The sequence below is a fragment of the Phormidesmis priestleyi ULC007 genome, from assembly GCF_001895925.1.
Lineage (GTDB): Bacteria > Cyanobacteriota > Cyanobacteriia > Leptolyngbyales > Leptolyngbyaceae > Phormidesmis_A > Phormidesmis_A priestleyi_A.
The window spans coordinates 165,908-181,680 of the sequence record NZ_MPPI01000003.1; the positions used below are offsets into that span (position 1 = coordinate 165,908).

The window sequence follows — 15,773 nt, forward strand, 5'->3', positions numbered from 1 at the left end:
TTAATAGAGTGTAGGAAAAGTTAGAGCAACCGTGTGCATTAACCTGTCTATGCCAGCGATCGAGTCCTTTATATAGACCCTTTGTAGAGCCGAGAGTATGGAAACGCTAGAGTTCGTGATCTACCCAGACGGTCGAGTGCAAGAGAAAGTTACGGGCATCATTGGGGCTTCTTGTGCAGAGGTAACGGCCGCGATCGAGGCGCAACTCGGTCAAGTCTTGACCCAAGAACACACCTCCGAATATTTCGCGCAAACCGTTCAGCAGTCTGCTGCTGTGACGACTCAAGCGACGTTTAGTAACTGGTAAGTCTTCTCAATTTGTAAAGTTTTAGATGCGTTAATAACTGCCATGTCACACTTCAGCCAAATCAAAACTCAAATTCGTAATTTACCTTCCTTGAAGTCTGCTTTAGATGATCTCGATATTGACTGGAAATCTGGCCCTCGCGAAGTTCGTGGCTACAAGGGCCTAACTCACACTGCCGAAGTTGTCATCGAGCAAGACAACGGCTACGACATCGGGTTTGCTTGGAATGGTCAGTCTTATGAACTCGTTTCTGATCTGCAATTTTGGAAGCAAGACAGCCCCGTTGACTATTTCTTAAGCAAAGTGACTCAGCGTTATGCTTATCACACGATCGTCAACGAAAGCGCTCAGAAAGGATTTCAAGTTTCTGAACAGAAGCGCAATCAAGATGGCTCAATTCGGCTAGTTTTGCAACGCTGGAGCGCATGATGTCTTCCTCCCAATTGCCACATTCAGGTGACGACTTTCCGACTACGGACAGGACAGGATTTGAACCAGAGTTAGGTGGTTTTTTGCGAGATGCAGAAGCCCGATCGGGGTTTGAACCAGAATTGGGAGGTGCCTTTAGACAGAAGGGCGTTTACGTCGATGAACTCGTCTGCATCGGCTGCAAACATTGCGCTCACGTGGCTCGTAATACTTTCTACATCGAGCCTGACTATGGGCGTTCTCGTGCAATCCGTCAAGACGGAGACTCAGAGGATCTGGTTCAGGAAGCGATCGACACCTGCCCCGTTGACTGCATTCATTGGGTTGATTACACAAACTTGAAAAAGCTAGAGGAAGAACGCAAATATCAGGTGATTCCGGTAGTTGGGTTCCCGATTGATCATGCGATGGTGGCAACCAGTCGGCGCAAACAAAGGATGAAGGCTAAAAAACAGGGACAATAATGTTCGAGTCCTGTTTAGGGCTAAGGCTCCAGTAGCTAGTTACTGGAGCCTTTTTGATTTTCTAATCCTCAATTTTTGCGACTTCAGAAGCCATTTCTTCAGTTTCTTCTTGATCGACTACTAACATTTGGGTCACAAAAGGTAGGCCAGCGCCTTTCAGCCCTTTTTTAATTCGCTCAGGAGTCTCTTCAAAGACGACAAAAAGCGGATAAATCTTGGCAGCGCCCTCACTGAGAATATGTTGATAGCGAGGCGGCATAACCCATTCGTAATCTTTGTCTAACAGAACCTGAGTGCGCCGCCAACGACTCAAAAAGTCAGAAAAATCTTCTTCGGGTTGGTGAATAAAAATAAAAATTTCCCGCCCTGTTTTGATTTTCCATTCTGGGTCGCACATGACGATCGCAATATCACAAGGCAACATCAGCGACTCAACCGTTGTAATGGTCATGTGACCACTCGCTGACGGAGACGAATGACGAAGCTTGACGATCGGAAGCGGAATCGTAATCACGCTTTCTTCAGGTCTTCGCATACTGGGCAACATTTCTAGATAAGCCCGATAGCGTTTGAGCAGCGCGATCGCTTCAGCAGGTTGACTATAGGCTGCCAACAGTTCTTCGTAGTGAGTTTTTTGAATTGACATAAAAGACATCTCTCATAAAAAAAGTCAGAAGCTAGAATTCAATCTTGTCTAACTTCTGACCTCGCTGTGTTTAAAGGTTCTAAGTGTAGTTAACCAAGTTTCTCAAACACTTTGAACATCGGTAAATACATTGCTAACAAGATGCTTCCGACCATGCCGCCTAAGAACAGAATCATAATCGGTTCCATAATGCTGGTCAGAGCTTTAACGGCTTGCTCGACTTCATCTTCATAAAAGTCAGCCACTTTCATCAGCATTTTGTCAAGTTCTCCCGTTTCTTCCCCGATGCTCATCATCTGAATGGCCATCGGCGGAAACACCTGTTCTTTTTGCAACGCAATGCTGATCATGCCGCCCGTCTGAATTTCTTTTCTGGCTTCGTCGATCGCGTTAGAAATCACCTGATTTCCGGCAGTGTCTCGCACAATCTCTAAGCACGTCAAAATCGGGACACCAGAGCGAGTCAGCGCACCAAAAGTTCGGCAAAATCGAGCCGTTGCCGTTTTTTGAATCAAATCTCCAAACAACGGCATTTTCAGAAAGAACCGATCCATCGTTTCCCGTCCTACCCGTGTTTTGTAGTATTGCCTATAAGCAAAAACGACTAGGGGAACCAAAATGATCAGAATGATCACATTAGGACTGCGAAGAAAAAGGCTAATGTTTAACATTGCCTGAGTAAAAGCAGGCAAATCGGTGCCAATCTGCTCAAAGATTCCGGCAAAGATCGGAATCAAAAAGATGGTCATCGCCAGAAAAATGATGGTTGCAAGAAACCCCACCACAACGGGGTAAGTCATCGCTGACTTAATCTGGTTCTGCAATCGTGAAACATCTTCTAGTAATTTAGCTAGGCGATCCAAGACTTCATCTAGTACGCCGCCGACCTCTCCAGCCTGAACCATGCTGGTATAAAGTCCGTCAAAACATTGAGGATGTTTACGCATGGCATCAGAGAGGTTAGTGCCTTGCTGGACATCGGCACTGATTTCCATCAAAGCTTTCTTGAGTTTTGGGTTGGTGCACTGATCAGCCAAAACTCCTAGACCGCGAACCATTGCCACACCCGCATTGACCAAAGCTGCGAACTGACGCGAGAAAACCGCCTTGTCCTTGATCGACACCTGAGCCGTCGCAGCTTGAAACTTTTTAAAGTCAAAGATGTTGTTAGGGTCAAAGCTCTCACTTTGTTTGAGTTCTTGAACAAAAAGCCCTTGATCTCGAAGCGTCGATCGCGCCTCGCTAAGAGAATCAGCGGTCACTTTTTCTTTCTTGGCATTTCCTTTGGAATCTCGGACGCGGGCAACGTAGGTAGGCATAGCTCAGAATCTAAATGAAGAATGAATCGCTAATTTGAAAACGGTAAGGGCTGAAGAACGTTTAGAGAAACCGATCGATCGATTTACTTAACGTTTGCCTCCTGCGACAGCACCTGCGGGCACCCCACCGATCAGTCTTTGAAGCTCGTCTGGACGAGAAGTTTTAGACATTGCGGCTTCAAACGTAATCTGTCCAGCTTTATATAAATCTGCCAGCACCTTTTCCAAGGTTTGCATCCCCAATTTTCCGCCAGTCTGAATAGCAGAATAAATTTGGGCAGTTTTGCCTTCCCGAATCTGGTTTGAGATCCCAGGCGTAATCACCATGAGTTCTTGTGCCATGATTCGTCCATACTCACCGGGTTTAGGGTTCTTCTTGGGCACTAATGTTTGGCTAAAGACTGCGACTAGAGAGTTAGAAAGCTGCACTCTGATTTGGGTTTGCCGTTCAGCCGGGAACACGTCAATCATCCGATCGACCGTCTGAGACGCTGAACTGGTGTGGAGCGTACCAAAAACCAAGTGCCCTGTTTCAGCCGCAGTGATGGCCAGCGAAATAGTGTCTAGATCTCGCATTTCGCCGACCAGAATGATATCGGGATCTTCTCGTAAAGCTGCTTTTAGCGCGTTTGCAAAGCTCTTCGTATCTTCACCCAGTTGGCGCTGGTGAACCAGACTTTTAACGGGTTCGTAAACGAATTCGATCGGGTCTTCAATGGTTAAAATATGTTCGGCGCGGGTGCGATTGATCAGGTCGATCATCGCTGCAAGAGTCGTCGTCTTGCCAGAACCCGTCGGCCCCGTCACCAAAATCAAACCTCTAGGCTTTTCCGACATTTCCCGCACGACATCAGGAAGTCCGAGTTTTTCAAAGTTAGGAATTTTAGAACTGAGCGCTCGCAAGCACGCCGCATAGGTGCCTCGGTCTTTGTAGACGTTGACCCGGAAGCGCGCCAAACCCCGAACCCCATAGGAGCAATCTAACTCCCAATTTTGCTCTAGATTCTTACGCTGGGTGTTGTTCAACATACTGAAAATGAGGCGCTGACATTCTTCAGCGCTCAAAACCTGGTCGCCGATCGGCTGAAGGTGCCCACTAATGCGAAAGTAGGGAGGCAACCCTGCGGTTAGGTGCAGGTCAGAGCCACCCATCTCGATCAGTTGCTCCATCAGGTCTTCAATCATCAACTCCATGCGGTTTGCTCCTTTGGTATGTGGGGATGGATTTCTAAATCAGTTTTTGGAATTTAGTCTACCCAGCGATCGCGTCCGTGCTATCACGGGATCTGTGAGTTGTTAGGAGATCGCCACTATTCTTGAAATCGCGAGGTCGTGCAGTAGGGGCAATCTAGCCATTCTTGCTGCATCTCGGCACCGCAGCCTCGGCAAGTTAGCGAACTCTTGCGTTTAGCCCGCAGTTCTGCCTCTAAGCCAGTGTCGGTGAAGGTGACACGCTCGATTTCCTCAAAAGTAGTCAGACCTGTACGCACTAGATTTAGGCTATAGGAAAGTAGTGTTTGCATGCCTTCTTCGACCGCCGTTTCTTTGATTCGCTCGGTCGGTGCCCCTTCTGTAATCAAGGCTTGAATTCGTTCGGTTACCTTCATCACTTCATAGACTCCCAAGCGTCCTTTGTAACCGCCTCCATTGCACTTCTGGCACAAGGTTCCATTGGCTCTTGCTTGTTGAATCTCGTGAGTTTGCAGCGTATTAGCTCTAAACAACGTTAATTGAGTATCACCAGAACTCGATAAGCCAAATCGCGCCAGTTCTTCGATCGTCGGCATATAAGGTTGTCTACACTCATCGCACACTCGACGCACGAGACGTTGAGCCACAACTCCTAAGAGGGCACCTGAGATCATGAAGGGTTCAACGCCCATCTCATCGAGTCGGGCGATCGCGCCAGCCGCGTCATTGGTGTGCAACGTGGTTAAAACCAAGTGTCCAGTGAGGGCAGCTTCGATCGCCGTCTTTGCCGTTTCGCGGTCACGAGTTTCACCCACCAAAATCACATCGGGGTCTTGCCGCAAAAAGGCTCGTAGCACTGCCGCAAAGTCCATTCCTTTTTCACGTAGAACTTGGACTTGAGTCAGACCAGGCAGCGAATACTCGATCGGGTCTTCTACAGTACTGATATTTACGCCGGGGTCATTGCGTTCAGCCAAGGCAGAGTAAAGTGTGGTCGTTTTACCAGACCCAGTTGGGCCTGTGACTAAAAGCAACCCAAAGGGACGGCTGACCATCTCTTGAACGGTTTCTAGCGAAACTGGATCGGTGATCAGCTTGTGCAAACCCAACTGCGTGACTGCGTTATCCAGAATCCGCAAGACCACCTTCTCGCCGTAACGACTCGGAAGCGTGCTGACTCGAAAGTCTACTTTGCGACCGTCATAAACGCGTCGGATGCGTCCATCTTGAGGCACTCGTCGCTCTGCAATATCGAGCAGCGCAATGATCTTAAAGCGAGCGGTGACGGCAGGAATAATCTTTTTGGGGAAGGGTTCAAATGCTTCTTGCAAGACGCCATCTTTCCGAAAGCGGACTCGCAAAACCTCTTCCTGTGGCTCAATGTGAATATCTGACACGCCCATTTGCAGCGCTTTGATCAAGATTTTGTTGACTAAAGCAATGATCGGTGCGGCTTCGGCATCAGAGGCATCTAAATCTACTTCAGAAGCGTCATCGTCAAGATCTTCACCCAGCGATTCCAAGCCTTCCAGGTCAGATTTGACATCGACTTTTGACTCTTGCTCTATTTGCTTTTGGACTTCTAACGCAGTGTCACGGTGTTGTGACATCAAGCGCTGGTAATCTTCTAACGTGATCACTAATCGCTGGAGGCTTAACCCTTTTGAGCGCAGAATTCGATTTAAGTCGTCTTGAGCAGCCAGGTTATCGGGATCAACCATCGCGACCAACACAAAAGGCGGTTGAGCGTCACTCTGGGCAAGGGGCAATAATTTATAGCGACTGCAAATCTCGATCGGAATCAAGGTATCAATCAACTGACTCATCTGATTAGCCGAAATTTGACTAATTTCTGGATCGAGTGACTCTACGCCATAGAGAATCTTCAGTTCAAATAGTTGTTGCTTCTTGTATTGACGGAGTAAGTCTGGTGGAAGCGGCTGTCCCTTAATTTTCTCTAAAGCGGTAGCAAGCGATTCACCCGATCTACGACTCTCAGCGAGGGCTTGGTTTAACTGCTCACTGTTGACAAAACCAGACTGAATCAGCTTGTTTCCAAACGGGGAGGAATTATTTTGGACGATCAGAGCACGACGCTGAGAAGAGGAGTTAGTCATAATGGCTGAACGAAGATCTCCTTGTAAAACATTCCCAAAAAACTTTAGAAAGACTCGTCAAATGTTCCACGAACTTGCTGAGAGGAGTGAAGTGGATGCAAACGCTCCTTCAGCCCTGCCAAGCTCTATCGACATTTGCTAAGTGAGATCATGGTAATGGCAAATTTGATAGGGGGACGATCGAAATATAGAAGTTGGTACAGATAATAACGGTTGTAGATAGCTCTCGTCGGAGTTTTTTACGACTATTTTTAGAAGATCTTTTTCTAGTATCTATATTTTTCAGATCCAGCAGTCACTTAACCCCTCATTTTTTAGGTGAAATTCAGTCAGAATGCCTTTGTCAGGATATGATGCTTTACGTTTGGCAGGTCGCAGAAACCTAGCATCCTGTAAACGATTAGGTAGGATGAAGAGAAGCCTTAGCTAAGGTAAGCGATCTTTAATGAGGGGATAAGCGCACGATGATTGACGAAGAAAATCAGCTACAAGAGACTCAAGCTTCAACAACTACTTCAGAAGGGGTGCCGACTCTAAATCCGCAACCGGGGGAAAGCGAGGTGCCTCAGACCGATGTTCAAGCTTCTGACGGGCTGCTAGGAGCCGAGAAAGCCCTACCTAAGAACGCGGTGGAGGATGACACCGACTATGAAGCAGCCTTTATGGATCTCCGCTCAACCTTTGCGACAAAAGAGCGAGAGTTAGAGGCTCTAAAAGCGCAGCTAGAAGACCGCAACAATCAATATTTACGAATTGTGGCGGATTTTGAAAACTTCCGCAGACGAACTCAGAAAGAGAAAGAAGACTTAGAGCAGCAGATCAAATGCTCTACCCTCAATGAGTTGCTGCCTGTGGTCGATAACTTTGAGCGCGCCCGATCGCACATCAAACCCCAAACCGACGGGGAGATGAATATTCACAAAAGCTATCAAAGTGTTTATAAGCAACTCGTCGATTGTCTCAAACGAGTCGGAGTGGCTCCGATGCGATCGGACGGGAAAGAGTTTGACCCCAATCTTCATGAAGCCGTCATGAGAGAGCCAACTAGCGAACATCCAGAAGGCACGGTTATTGAAGAACTAGTGCGAGGATATATGCTGGGCGATCGAGTCTTACGGCATGCCATGGTTAAAGTTGCAGCGCCACCAGAAGACGGAGAAATTCCAGCAACCGCAGGGGCAACTGAGTAAACCTTGCATCAAGAGTTTGTAGTTTCATTGCTGTCAGACGAAAGCCCGTGCTACGCTCGAAGCTAAGTAATCTAAGGCTTACTGTGGGTTTGATTTGCAGCTAGGACGTTACAACTATTTGAAGATAGGGAATAATTCGGATTAAGCGACTGAGCTTGTGAATAACTTTCGTGAATGGCTACGGAAAACTCAGGGTATCAGTTGCATCAATCTCTCAGTTCTGCATTCATCTCGCATAATCTTCACCGACGCTAGCTATGGGAAAAGTCATTGGTATCGACTTAGGCACGACCAACAGTTGCGTTGCTGTCTTAGAAGGCGGTCAGCCCGTTGTCATCTCCAACTCTGAGGGCGGAAGAACCACCCCCAGTATGGTTGGCTTTGGCAAGGCTGGCGATCGTTTAGTCGGTCAATTAGCCAAACGTCAAGCTGTCACTAATGCTGAAAACACAATTTTCAGCATCAAACGCTTTATTGGTCGCCGTTGGGACGATACCCAGACAGAGCGTTCTCGCGTTCCCTATAACTGTGTCAAGGGCAAAGATGACACAGTAGACGTGCAAATTCGGGGACGGAACTATACGCCTCAAGAAATCTCAGCCATGATTCTGCAAAAGCTTAAGCAGGATGCTGAGAATTACTTAGGAGAGGCAGTTACGCAGGCCGTGATTACCGTCCCCGCTTATTTTAGTGATGCTCAACGTCAAGCGACGAAAGATGCAGGAACGATCGCTGGGCTAGAAGTGCTGCGAATTATTAATGAGCCTACGGCTGCCGCCCTTGCTTATGGCTTGGATAAGCAGGATCAGGAACAATGCGTACTGGTGTTTGACTTGGGTGGCGGCACCTTTGACGTGTCCATTCTTCAGCTAGGAGACGGCGTTTTTGAGGTCAAAGCAACCTCTGGTAATAATCACTTGGGCGGCGATGACTTTGATGGCTGCGTTGTGCAGTGGATGATTGAGGCATTTCGGCAGCAGGAAACCATCGATCTGTCGGTGGACAAGATGGCACTGCAACGTCTGCGAGAAGCAGCAGAAAAAGCCAAGATTGAGCTTTCTGGAACGTTGAGTACTTCTATCAACTTACCGTTCATTACGGCTGATGAGACGGGCCCTAAGCATCTAGAGACGGAGTTGACCCGCTCCAAATTTGAAGAACTGACCAGCACCTTGATCCAAAATACGATCGAGCCAATGAAACAGGCGCTCAAGGATGCCGAACTCACGATCGAGGAGATCGATCGAATTATTCTAGTCGGCGGCTCTACTCGCATCCCATCGGTTCAAGATGCTCTGCGAAAATTCTTTAATGGCAAAGCGCCCGATCGTTCTGTCAACCCCGATGAAGCCGTTGCCCTGGGCGCAGCAATCCAAGCAGGTGTGCTAGGTGGGGAAGTCAAAGACCTGCTGCTGCTCGATGTCACCCCCCTCTCATTAGGAATCGAAACCTTGGGAGAAGTCTTCACTAGAGTGATTGAGCGTAACACCACCGTTCCAACCAGCAAAACTCAAGTCTTCTCCACGGCAACTGACGGGCAAACCTCTGTTGAAATCCACGTCCTTCAAGGTGAACGGGCGATGGCGAAAGATAATAAGAGTTTAGGCAAGTTTCAACTGACGGGCATTCCACCAGCGCCGCGAGGAGTTCCTCAAATTGAAGTTGCGTTTGATATTGATGCTAATGGCATTCTCAAGGTTTCTGCCCGTGATAAAGGCACTAACCGTGAACAGAGCGTCGAAATCTCTAACACTGGCGGCTTAAGCGGCAGCGAGATTGAGCGCATGAAGCAAGAGGCAGAAGTCTTTGCTGAAGAAGACACTCGTCGAAAATATCGCGTTGAGCTACGAAACAAGGCAGACAACTTGTTTTCTAGCTACGAGTCTACGATGCGAGACAATGGTGAGTTTATCAGCGACAGCCTCAAGGCTCAGGCAAACGAAAAAGTTGCCGAACTGAAAACTGCGATCGCCGATCCCAAAATCAGCATTGAGGATCTGACTCAAAAAGTAGATGCGCTGCAACAGATTTTGTTTGCGATCGGCGCTGCCGTCTATGGAAGTCTAAACCAAGACCACGAAGACTTTGGCAAGTCATCGAATAATGACGCTCCGAAAACACCTGCTGCATCAAACAGTGATTTTGATTTTGACAACGACGAAACCGTTCCGGCAGATTTTGAGAATGATGCTACGATCACGGCTGACTATGAAGCGGTCGATTGATCAAAAATACTCAGATGTTCGATCGGAGGCTTCGATTTGCCAAAGTTTGTGACCTCATCCTCATCCGTCCGCTAGATTTATTGCATAAATGCTAGATTTAGGTCTGAAGCGTTGATTTTGACTCAACCAAAATCGCGACTTGTGAGAAGTTTGAGAACCTAGCCCCCTCTACCCCTGACACAGCGTTCTATGGCTCGTGACTATTATGAAATTCTGGGTGTCGCTCGCGAAGCAGACAAGGAAGAAATTAAGCAAGCCTACCGCCGTTTAGCTCGCAAATATCATCCCGATGTCAACAAAGAGACGGGAGGCGAGGAGCGGTTTAAAGAAATTAACCTGGCTTATGAGGTGCTTTCAGAACCTGAAACTCGCGCCCGCTACGATCGCTTTGGCGAGGCAGGGGTTGGGTCTGCAGCAGGTACAGGTGGATTTGATGTCGGCGACATGGGAGGCTTTGCAGACATCTTTGAAAGCTTTTTCAACGGCTTTTCGGGAGGCGCTCCGGGTGGTCAGCAAACTGCTCGTCGGCGAGGCGGTCCAGTTAGAGGCGATGATCTGCGGCTCGACCTCAAGCTCGATTTCCGGGAAGCTGTTTTTGGTGGCGAAAAAGAAATTCGCATTAGCCATTTAGAAACTTGTACGAACTGTAGTGGTTCAGGCGCAAAACCTGGGACTCGTCCTCGCACCTGTTCGACCTGTTCTGGGGCGGGACAAGTTCGTCGAGCGACGCGCACCCCTTTTGGTAGCTTTACTCAAGTCTCAGTCTGTCCAACCTGTAATGGAACGGGGCAGGTCGTTGAGGAAAAATGTGAAGTTTGCAGCGGCGATGGACAGCGACAAGAGACTAAGAAGCTCAAAATCACGATCCCGGCGGGGGTAGATAATGGAACTCGTTTGCGGGTTTCAGAGGCGGGAGACGCAGGACAACGAAATGGTCCTCCCGGAGATCTCTACGTTTATCTGTTCATCAACGAGGATGCTGAGTTTCAGCGAGAGGGCATCAACATCCTGTCTGAGATCAAGGTGAGCTACTTGCAGGCAATTTTAGGAAGTCGCATAGAAATCAACACGGTAGACGGCACCGAAGAGCTGACCATTCCTCCAGGAACCCAGCCTGACACGGTTCTAACGCTAGAAAGCCGAGGAGTGCCCAAGTTGGGAAACCCTGTGAGTCGTGGGGATCACCTGATCACGATTTCAGTAGATATCCCAAATCGCATTAGTGTTGAGGAGCGAGAGTTGCTGGAAAAATTGGCAAAAATTCGGGGCGATCGCGTGGGAAAGGGCGGAATTGAAGGTTTTTTCGGTAAGGTGTTTGGCGGATGAGTGCTTCTGATGTCACTTCTGATTCTTCTAATGTGCAGATGGATCTGCGCGGAACCCCTTGCCCAATTAATTTTGTTCGTACCAAACTGCGTTTAGAGCAAATGCAGCCCGGTTCTTTGCTAGAAGTTTGGCTTGATCCAGGTGAGCCGATCGAGCAAGTTCCTGACAGTTTGACGATGGAAGGATATCGCATTGAAGCGATCGAAGATCGATCTGGCTTCTTCGCCGTGAAAGTCCGTTGCTAGTCTCAAAAGGCTCCTGGTTATGAGTTCTGAGTCAGAAAACTTAACCCGTGTGTCTGATGAAGTGACCCTATCACAAAGCCCAGAGTCTCTCTTGGGCAAGGTTCTGGCGGTTCAAGCAAATTATTATTGGGTGCGGGTAGAAGGGGAGCATCTCAAGTCGATGCTGTTGTGTACTCGGCGATCGCTCTTGAAAAAGATTGGTCAACGGGTGATGGTGGGCGATCAGGTGCGAGTCGAAGAGCCGGATTGGATTCAAGGAAGCGGCGCGATCGCAGAGATTTTCCCGCGTCGTTCTGAGTTGGATCGTCCGCCGATCGCCAATGCTGATCAAATTCTTTTAGTATTTGCGCTGGCAGAACCGACGATTGAGCCTTATCAACTCAGCAGATTTTTGATCAAAGCTGAATCGACAGGCTCAGAGGTCTGTCTTTGCTTAAGTAAGAGCGATCTCGCCATCCTAGAGGAAAAACAACATTGGTCGCAGCGATTAGCAGCATGGGGTTACAACCCGCTTTTTATTAGTGTGCGTCAGAGCATTGGGCTATCAGAGATTCACGATCGCCTCAGTCAGAAAATTACAGTGGTTGCAGGCCCTTCTGGGGTTGGCAAGTCGAGTTTGATTAATCAACTGATTCCCGCCGCAAATTTGCGAACGGGAACCGTGTCGGGCAAGTTGGCAAAGGGTCGCCACACGACGCGCCACACAGAGTTATTTGAGTTGCCACTGGGCGGACTTTTAGCCGATACTCCTGGATTTAATCAGCCTGATTTAGACCGCTCTCCAGAGGATTTAGCGAGCTACTTCCCAGAAATTCGGCAGAGATTAGCAGTAGCGAGATGCCAGTTTAATGATTGCACGCACCGCGACGAGCCGGGGTGTGTAGTGCGGGGAGAGTGGGAGCGCTACGAACACTACTTGATTTTTTTGGAAGAGGCGATCGTCTTTCAAGCTCATCTCAATCAGCAGTCTGACCCCGATGCGGTGATGAAGCTAAAAAGCAAGAAGGGTGAGGCGCAATATGAACCCAGACTCGACACGAAAAAGTATCGGCAAGAGTCGCGGCGGACTCGGCAGCAATCACTTAAGCATGACATCGATCGTTGGATGAAAAGTGATGAAGATGAGAGCGACTCAGTGGATTAATGAATCTAGCGAATCAGCAACACCGCAGACTGAAGCAGACCAATCACAAAACCTAGAATGCCGCCCAAATTAACGATCGCTTGCAGCTCACTTTTCACAATGCCATTAATCGCGTTTTCTAAGTCTGCGGGAGACGTGGCTTTGACTCGATCGACAATTACCTGATCAATATTTAAAATCGGAATCGCTTGAGCCACAATATTTTCGAGATCTCGCTCAAGATATCGCTCTAAAATCAACGCTAACTCCTGACTGATCACTTCTAACGAGCCAGTCACCGCATCCGACGTTTGCAGCCGAGTCAGAATTACCGATGCCACGTTTTCCCAATCAACCGACTCACTTAAGCCCTGCAACACTTCAGCCCCTCGGTCTTGCAGATAGTGACGGACGCTTTCACGCATAGTTTTGCGGAGTTGTCTGACGGTCGAAACGGGGAGGTTTTGCAGCGATAGGTTTCGCAACCATTCCTTTAAACGCGACTTAACGCCCAGCGAGAAGACTAACTCTGCGAGAAGGGTGTTGCAGGCTTCTTTCTCGTCTAAACAGAAGGCTCGTAAACGAACCAGCGAGTTACGAACGCCAAAGAGATTAGCGACGACCCAATAAGTGCCACTAGTTTTTTCGCGAAAGCCCTCGTCAATGACCTGGATGTTGCGATCGGTCAAAAAATCAATCAGCACTTGACGAATGCGATCGGGCGGTGCCACTACTTGAGTCACCCAATCAGCCAGTTTCCCCGATTGGTCATCATTGAGCTGAAACTCTAGAATCACTCTATCGAAAATCTGATTAAGCTGCTCTTCTAGAAATTCTTCGCGCCGTGCCAGCACTTTCAGGAGTCGCGGCAACGACTGTCCAAATAGATCTCGCAGAATGTTTGCCAAGATTTTGGCAGTTTTCTGCTCTTTATCTGATTCAAGTTGCTCAAGTGCCAGTTTTAACAACCACAGCAAAGCACTCTGCACTCGCTCAGTTTGCAGCAACCGACGTGCCAGCTTTTGCAACTCATCGGGAGTCAGCAACGACCCCATAATCGTGTCAGAAATCCGCTTGGCGAGGCGTTCTTGGTTGCGAGGAATCAGACCGGGCGTAAATGGAATGCGCTGTTTGCCGAGGTAGAGTGCCCGATAGGGGCGAAACAGCATTTTGATCGCGACATCGTTGGTGAAATAACCAATAATTCCACCAACAACCGGAGGAGCAACAAAGAGCCAGAGTGTAGAGAGATCCAAGGCAGCGTTTTGAGTTTTGAATATTGAAGGTTGAATGTTGAGGTCAAAACTGAGAACTCAACACTCTATTTCTGTATCACTAATACTCCCATCGTACCCCCGGCAGTGGGATAGTGTGTGGCTGACACAAATCCGGCTTGGTTAGCGAGGCTAACTTGCTTCGCTCCGGTCGGAAATTTATCGAGACTGGGTGCGATGTAGGCATATTCTTCGGTGAAGCCCAGTCGATGAGCTGCCGGAACCACCACTTCATCGAGATACCACTTCTGGAACGATCGCACCCACACATTGTTAGGACGGTGCATGTCGAGAATGGCAGCTTTTGCTCCCGGCTTAAGGACTCGATAGATTTCTTTGAGACTGAGCAAAATATCGGTGACGTTTCGTAGACCGTAACCCATTGTGGCGCAATCAAACTGGTTTTCATCGAAGGGGAGCGTCAAAACATCCGATTCGACCCAGTGAATAGGAGGTTTGAGACAGCGGCGATCGGCTCGATCGCGGGCGACTGCCAACTGAACCGAAGAAAAATCAACGCCATAAACCTGCCCCGTTTTGCCCACTTTTTCGGCTAACATTTGGGCAATGTCCCCGCTACCGCAGCAGAGATCGAGGCACACATCTCCGGGTTTAGCACCGCTCCACTTGACCGCCATCTGTTTCCAGATGCGGTGTTGACCGAAACTGAGAACCGTATTTAGCTCGTCGTAGACAGGAGCGATGCGATCGAACAAGGCTTGGATTTGGTCAGAATTCATCAATTTTGGAGTCAAGACTTAATGAAAGAAGCAAGTCTTTAGAATTCTAGATTTTAAAGACCTCCTTTTTGGCTTTAGGCTGCTAAATCGTAAGAATCAGTTCAAAATTGCGATGCCATCCCTGGGGAATAACGGCTACACGTTAGCGCTAGCGCGATCTGTTGGGCAGACAGATGCAACAGCATTAATTCATCGTCTCTGAGAGTGCAAGGCTGTCTCCATTGCAGTGATAACACCGCCAGCACTTCGCCCCGCAGCGTCACCGGAACAATCAGATGTGCTTGAACGCCAGAATTAGCGTAGTGAGCAACTTCTGACAAGCTTGCATCGGCAGGGACATTCACAGAAACCTGGATTTTTTGAGCGACGATCGCTGCTTGCACCATCGGGTCTTTCTCTAACCAATTTTCTAAAGACTCGGCTGAACTGTAGCTTCCTTGAGCCGTGAGCGTTCCTTGCTCAACGAGTTGCAAAATGCAGCCATCTGCCAGAAAATTCTTGCCAAATGCGGCGGCGATCGGTTCCAGTGTGCTTTCTAAGCTAGAAGCATCTTGAGCGACGTAGACAATCGTCGAGAGCAGAGCGGTTTGAGCTTGCGATCGTCGCAGTTCTTCAGTCCGTTGTTTTAGCAACTCGTAAGTTTCGGCGGCTCGCTGCACCACCGCTTTCAGCTCGCTAGGGTCCCAAGGCTTGGTGATGTATTTGTAGACTTGTCCTGAGTTAATCGCTTCAACCAGATCCTCAACGTCGGTAAATCCGGTGAGAATAATCCGCATCGTGTCGGGAAACTGGGGCACGGTACGGCTCAAAAATTCCGTTCCTTTCATTTCGGGCATCCGTTGATCGGAGATAATCACCGCGACTTCTCCTTCAGCAGACAGCACTTCTAAGGCTTGAATTCCGCTTTCGGCTTTGAGAACTTGAAAATCTCGCCGAAAGGTGCGGTAAAGCAAATCAAGATTATCTGGCTCATCGTCAACCACCAGCATTTTGGTCTTTTTAGGACGCTCTAAACTCATCGACTGGCGGCTAACGGGATCAAGCTCTGGAACTGTATATTCCATCAATCACTAACTCCTTCGCAAAGATGGGGAACAACCGATCGCCGACAGTATCCTGTTTTGGGCGTTCAGCAAGGCATTAGGCAAATGACACCTTCTTAGTCTTGCCATTTTGC

General features: G+C 48.5%; 15 protein-coding genes. 8 read left to right on the top strand and 7 right to left on the bottom strand.

The annotated features are described in order from the left end of the window. Window positions 1-97: 97 nt before the first annotated feature. The 3 genes from BRW63_RS04705 to BRW63_RS04715 are packed head-to-tail and all read left to right on the top strand — an operon-like array spanning window position 98 to window position 1,200. On the top strand, window positions 98-307 hold the full coding sequence (locus BRW63_RS04705; RefSeq protein ID WP_073069757.1) for a DUF2997 domain-containing protein: 210 nt from the start codon (window positions 98-100) through the stop codon (window positions 305-307). Window positions 308-349: 42 nt separating this feature from the next. Beyond that, window positions 350-736: a DUF1257 domain-containing protein gene (locus tag BRW63_RS04710; protein WP_073069758.1), complete on the top strand. Its 387-nt coding sequence runs from the start codon at window positions 350-352 to the stop codon at window positions 734-736. After that, window positions 736-1,200 (top strand): ferredoxin, encoded by a 465-nt coding sequence (locus BRW63_RS04715; protein ID WP_073069759.1) that lies wholly within the window; start codon window positions 736-738, stop codon window positions 1,198-1,200. Before BRW63_RS04710 ends, BRW63_RS04715 begins: the two co-directional genes overlap by 1 nt. Window positions 1,201-1,261: 61 nt before the next feature. Here the strand turns inward: BRW63_RS04715 and BRW63_RS04720 are convergent, their stop codons facing one another. The 4 genes from BRW63_RS04720 to BRW63_RS04735 all read right to left on the bottom strand — a co-directional run bounded on the left by BRW63_RS04720 (window position 1,262) and on the right by BRW63_RS04735 (window position 6,473). Beyond that, on the bottom strand, window positions 1,262-1,846 hold the full coding sequence (locus tag BRW63_RS04720; RefSeq protein WP_073069760.1) for a hypothetical protein: 585 nt from the start codon (window positions 1,844-1,846) through the stop codon (window positions 1,262-1,264). An 89-nt stretch (window positions 1,847-1,935) separates the two neighbouring features. Next, window positions 1,936-3,165, bottom strand: coding sequence for a type II secretion system F family protein (locus BRW63_RS04725; RefSeq protein WP_073069761.1), 1,230 nt, complete (start codon window positions 3,163-3,165; stop codon window positions 1,936-1,938). Window positions 3,166-3,252: 87 nt separating this feature from the next. Then, window positions 3,253-4,359: a type IV pilus twitching motility protein PilT gene (locus tag BRW63_RS04730; RefSeq protein WP_073069762.1), complete on the bottom strand. Its 1,107-nt coding sequence runs from the start codon at window positions 4,357-4,359 to the stop codon at window positions 3,253-3,255. 116 nt (window positions 4,360-4,475) lie between these two features. Next, window positions 4,476-6,473 carry a GspE/PulE family protein gene (locus BRW63_RS04735; RefSeq protein ID WP_073069763.1) on the bottom strand — a complete coding sequence of 666 codons (1,998 nt, stop codon included), beginning with the start codon at window positions 6,471-6,473 and terminating at the stop codon, window positions 4,476-4,478. Between the two features lie 464 nt (window positions 6,474-6,937). Here BRW63_RS04735 and grpE point away from each other — a divergent pair, with 464 nt between their 5' ends. The 5 genes from grpE to rsgA all read left to right on the top strand — a co-directional run bounded on the left by grpE (window position 6,938) and on the right by rsgA (window position 12,603). Beyond that, window positions 6,938-7,663 (top strand): nucleotide exchange factor GrpE, encoded by a 726-nt coding sequence (grpE, locus tag BRW63_RS04740; RefSeq protein WP_073069764.1) that lies wholly within the window; start codon window positions 6,938-6,940, stop codon window positions 7,661-7,663. 257 nt (window positions 7,664-7,920) lie between these two features. Next, window positions 7,921-9,888 (top strand): molecular chaperone DnaK, encoded by a 1,968-nt coding sequence (gene dnaK, locus BRW63_RS04745; protein WP_073069765.1) that lies wholly within the window; start codon window positions 7,921-7,923, stop codon window positions 9,886-9,888. A 189-nt stretch (window positions 9,889-10,077) separates the two neighbouring features. Beyond that, window positions 10,078-11,214, top strand: a complete 1,137-nt coding sequence (gene dnaJ, locus BRW63_RS04750; RefSeq protein ID WP_073069766.1) for a molecular chaperone DnaJ — start codon at window positions 10,078-10,080, stop codon at window positions 11,212-11,214. After that, window positions 11,211-11,459: a sulfurtransferase TusA family protein gene (locus BRW63_RS04755; protein ID WP_073069767.1), complete on the top strand. Its 249-nt coding sequence runs from the start codon at window positions 11,211-11,213 to the stop codon at window positions 11,457-11,459. The genes dnaJ and BRW63_RS04755 overlap by 4 nt, the downstream gene beginning before the upstream one ends. Window positions 11,460-11,478: 19 nt before the next feature. Beyond that, window positions 11,479-12,603 carry a small ribosomal subunit biogenesis GTPase RsgA gene (gene rsgA / locus BRW63_RS04760; protein ID WP_083582702.1) on the top strand — a complete coding sequence of 375 codons (1,125 nt, stop codon included), beginning with the start codon at window positions 11,479-11,481 and terminating at the stop codon, window positions 12,601-12,603. 5 nt (window positions 12,604-12,608) lie between these two features. Here the strand turns inward: rsgA and BRW63_RS04765 are convergent, their stop codons facing one another. The 3 genes from BRW63_RS04765 to BRW63_RS04775 all read right to left on the bottom strand — a co-directional run bounded on the left by BRW63_RS04765 (window position 12,609) and on the right by BRW63_RS04775 (window position 15,660). Further along, window positions 12,609-13,838, bottom strand: coding sequence for a DUF445 domain-containing protein (locus BRW63_RS04765; RefSeq protein WP_073069768.1), 1,230 nt, complete (start codon window positions 13,836-13,838; stop codon window positions 12,609-12,611). A gap of 65 nt (window positions 13,839-13,903) precedes the next feature. Then, on the bottom strand, window positions 13,904-14,596 hold the full coding sequence (gene ubiE, locus BRW63_RS04770; RefSeq protein ID WP_073069769.1) for a bifunctional demethylmenaquinone methyltransferase/2-methoxy-6-polyprenyl-1,4-benzoquinol methylase UbiE: 693 nt from the start codon (window positions 14,594-14,596) through the stop codon (window positions 13,904-13,906). A 101-nt stretch (window positions 14,597-14,697) separates the two neighbouring features. Beyond that, a complete protein-coding gene (locus BRW63_RS04775; protein WP_073069770.1) occupies window positions 14,698-15,660 on the bottom strand; it encodes a response regulator in 963 nt (320 codons plus the stop codon). Window positions 15,661-15,773: the final 113 nt, after the last annotated feature.

What these genes read in the sequence shown, in the direction of transcription:
- BRW63_RS04755 (WP_073069767.1), top strand. Translation starts at nt 11,211, where the DNA reads ATGAGTGCTTCTGATGTCACTTCTGATTCTTCTAATGTGCAGATGGAT.
- ubiE (WP_073069769.1), bottom strand. Translation starts at nt 14,596, where the DNA reads ATGAATTCTGACCAAATCCAAGCCTTGTTCGATCGCATCGCTCCTGTC.
- BRW63_RS04705 (WP_073069757.1), top strand. Translation starts at nt 98, where the DNA reads ATGGAAACGCTAGAGTTCGTGATCTACCCAGACGGTCGAGTGCAAGAG.
- dnaK (WP_073069765.1), top strand. Translation starts at nt 7,921, where the DNA reads ATGGGAAAAGTCATTGGTATCGACTTAGGCACGACCAACAGTTGCGTT.
- grpE (WP_073069764.1), top strand. Translation starts at nt 6,938, where the DNA reads ATGATTGACGAAGAAAATCAGCTACAAGAGACTCAAGCTTCAACAACT.
- BRW63_RS04715 (WP_073069759.1), top strand. Translation starts at nt 736, where the DNA reads ATGTCTTCCTCCCAATTGCCACATTCAGGTGACGACTTTCCGACTACG.
- BRW63_RS04775 (WP_073069770.1), bottom strand. Translation starts at nt 15,660, where the DNA reads ATGGAATATACAGTTCCAGAGCTTGATCCCGTTAGCCGCCAGTCGATG.
- BRW63_RS04725 (WP_073069761.1), bottom strand. Translation starts at nt 3,165, where the DNA reads ATGCCTACCTACGTTGCCCGCGTCCGAGATTCCAAAGGAAATGCCAAG.
- BRW63_RS04730 (WP_073069762.1), bottom strand. Translation starts at nt 4,359, where the DNA reads ATGGAGTTGATGATTGAAGACCTGATGGAGCAACTGATCGAGATGGGT.
- rsgA (WP_083582702.1), top strand. Translation starts at nt 11,479, where the DNA reads ATGAGTTCTGAGTCAGAAAACTTAACCCGTGTGTCTGATGAAGTGACC.
- BRW63_RS04735 (WP_073069763.1), bottom strand. Translation starts at nt 6,473, where the DNA reads ATGACTAACTCCTCTTCTCAGCGTCGTGCTCTGATCGTCCAAAATAAT.
- BRW63_RS04720 (WP_073069760.1), bottom strand. Translation starts at nt 1,846, where the DNA reads ATGTCAATTCAAAAAACTCACTACGAAGAACTGTTGGCAGCCTATAGT.
- dnaJ (WP_073069766.1), top strand. Translation starts at nt 10,078, where the DNA reads ATGGCTCGTGACTATTATGAAATTCTGGGTGTCGCTCGCGAAGCAGAC.
- BRW63_RS04710 (WP_073069758.1), top strand. Translation starts at nt 350, where the DNA reads ATGTCACACTTCAGCCAAATCAAAACTCAAATTCGTAATTTACCTTCC.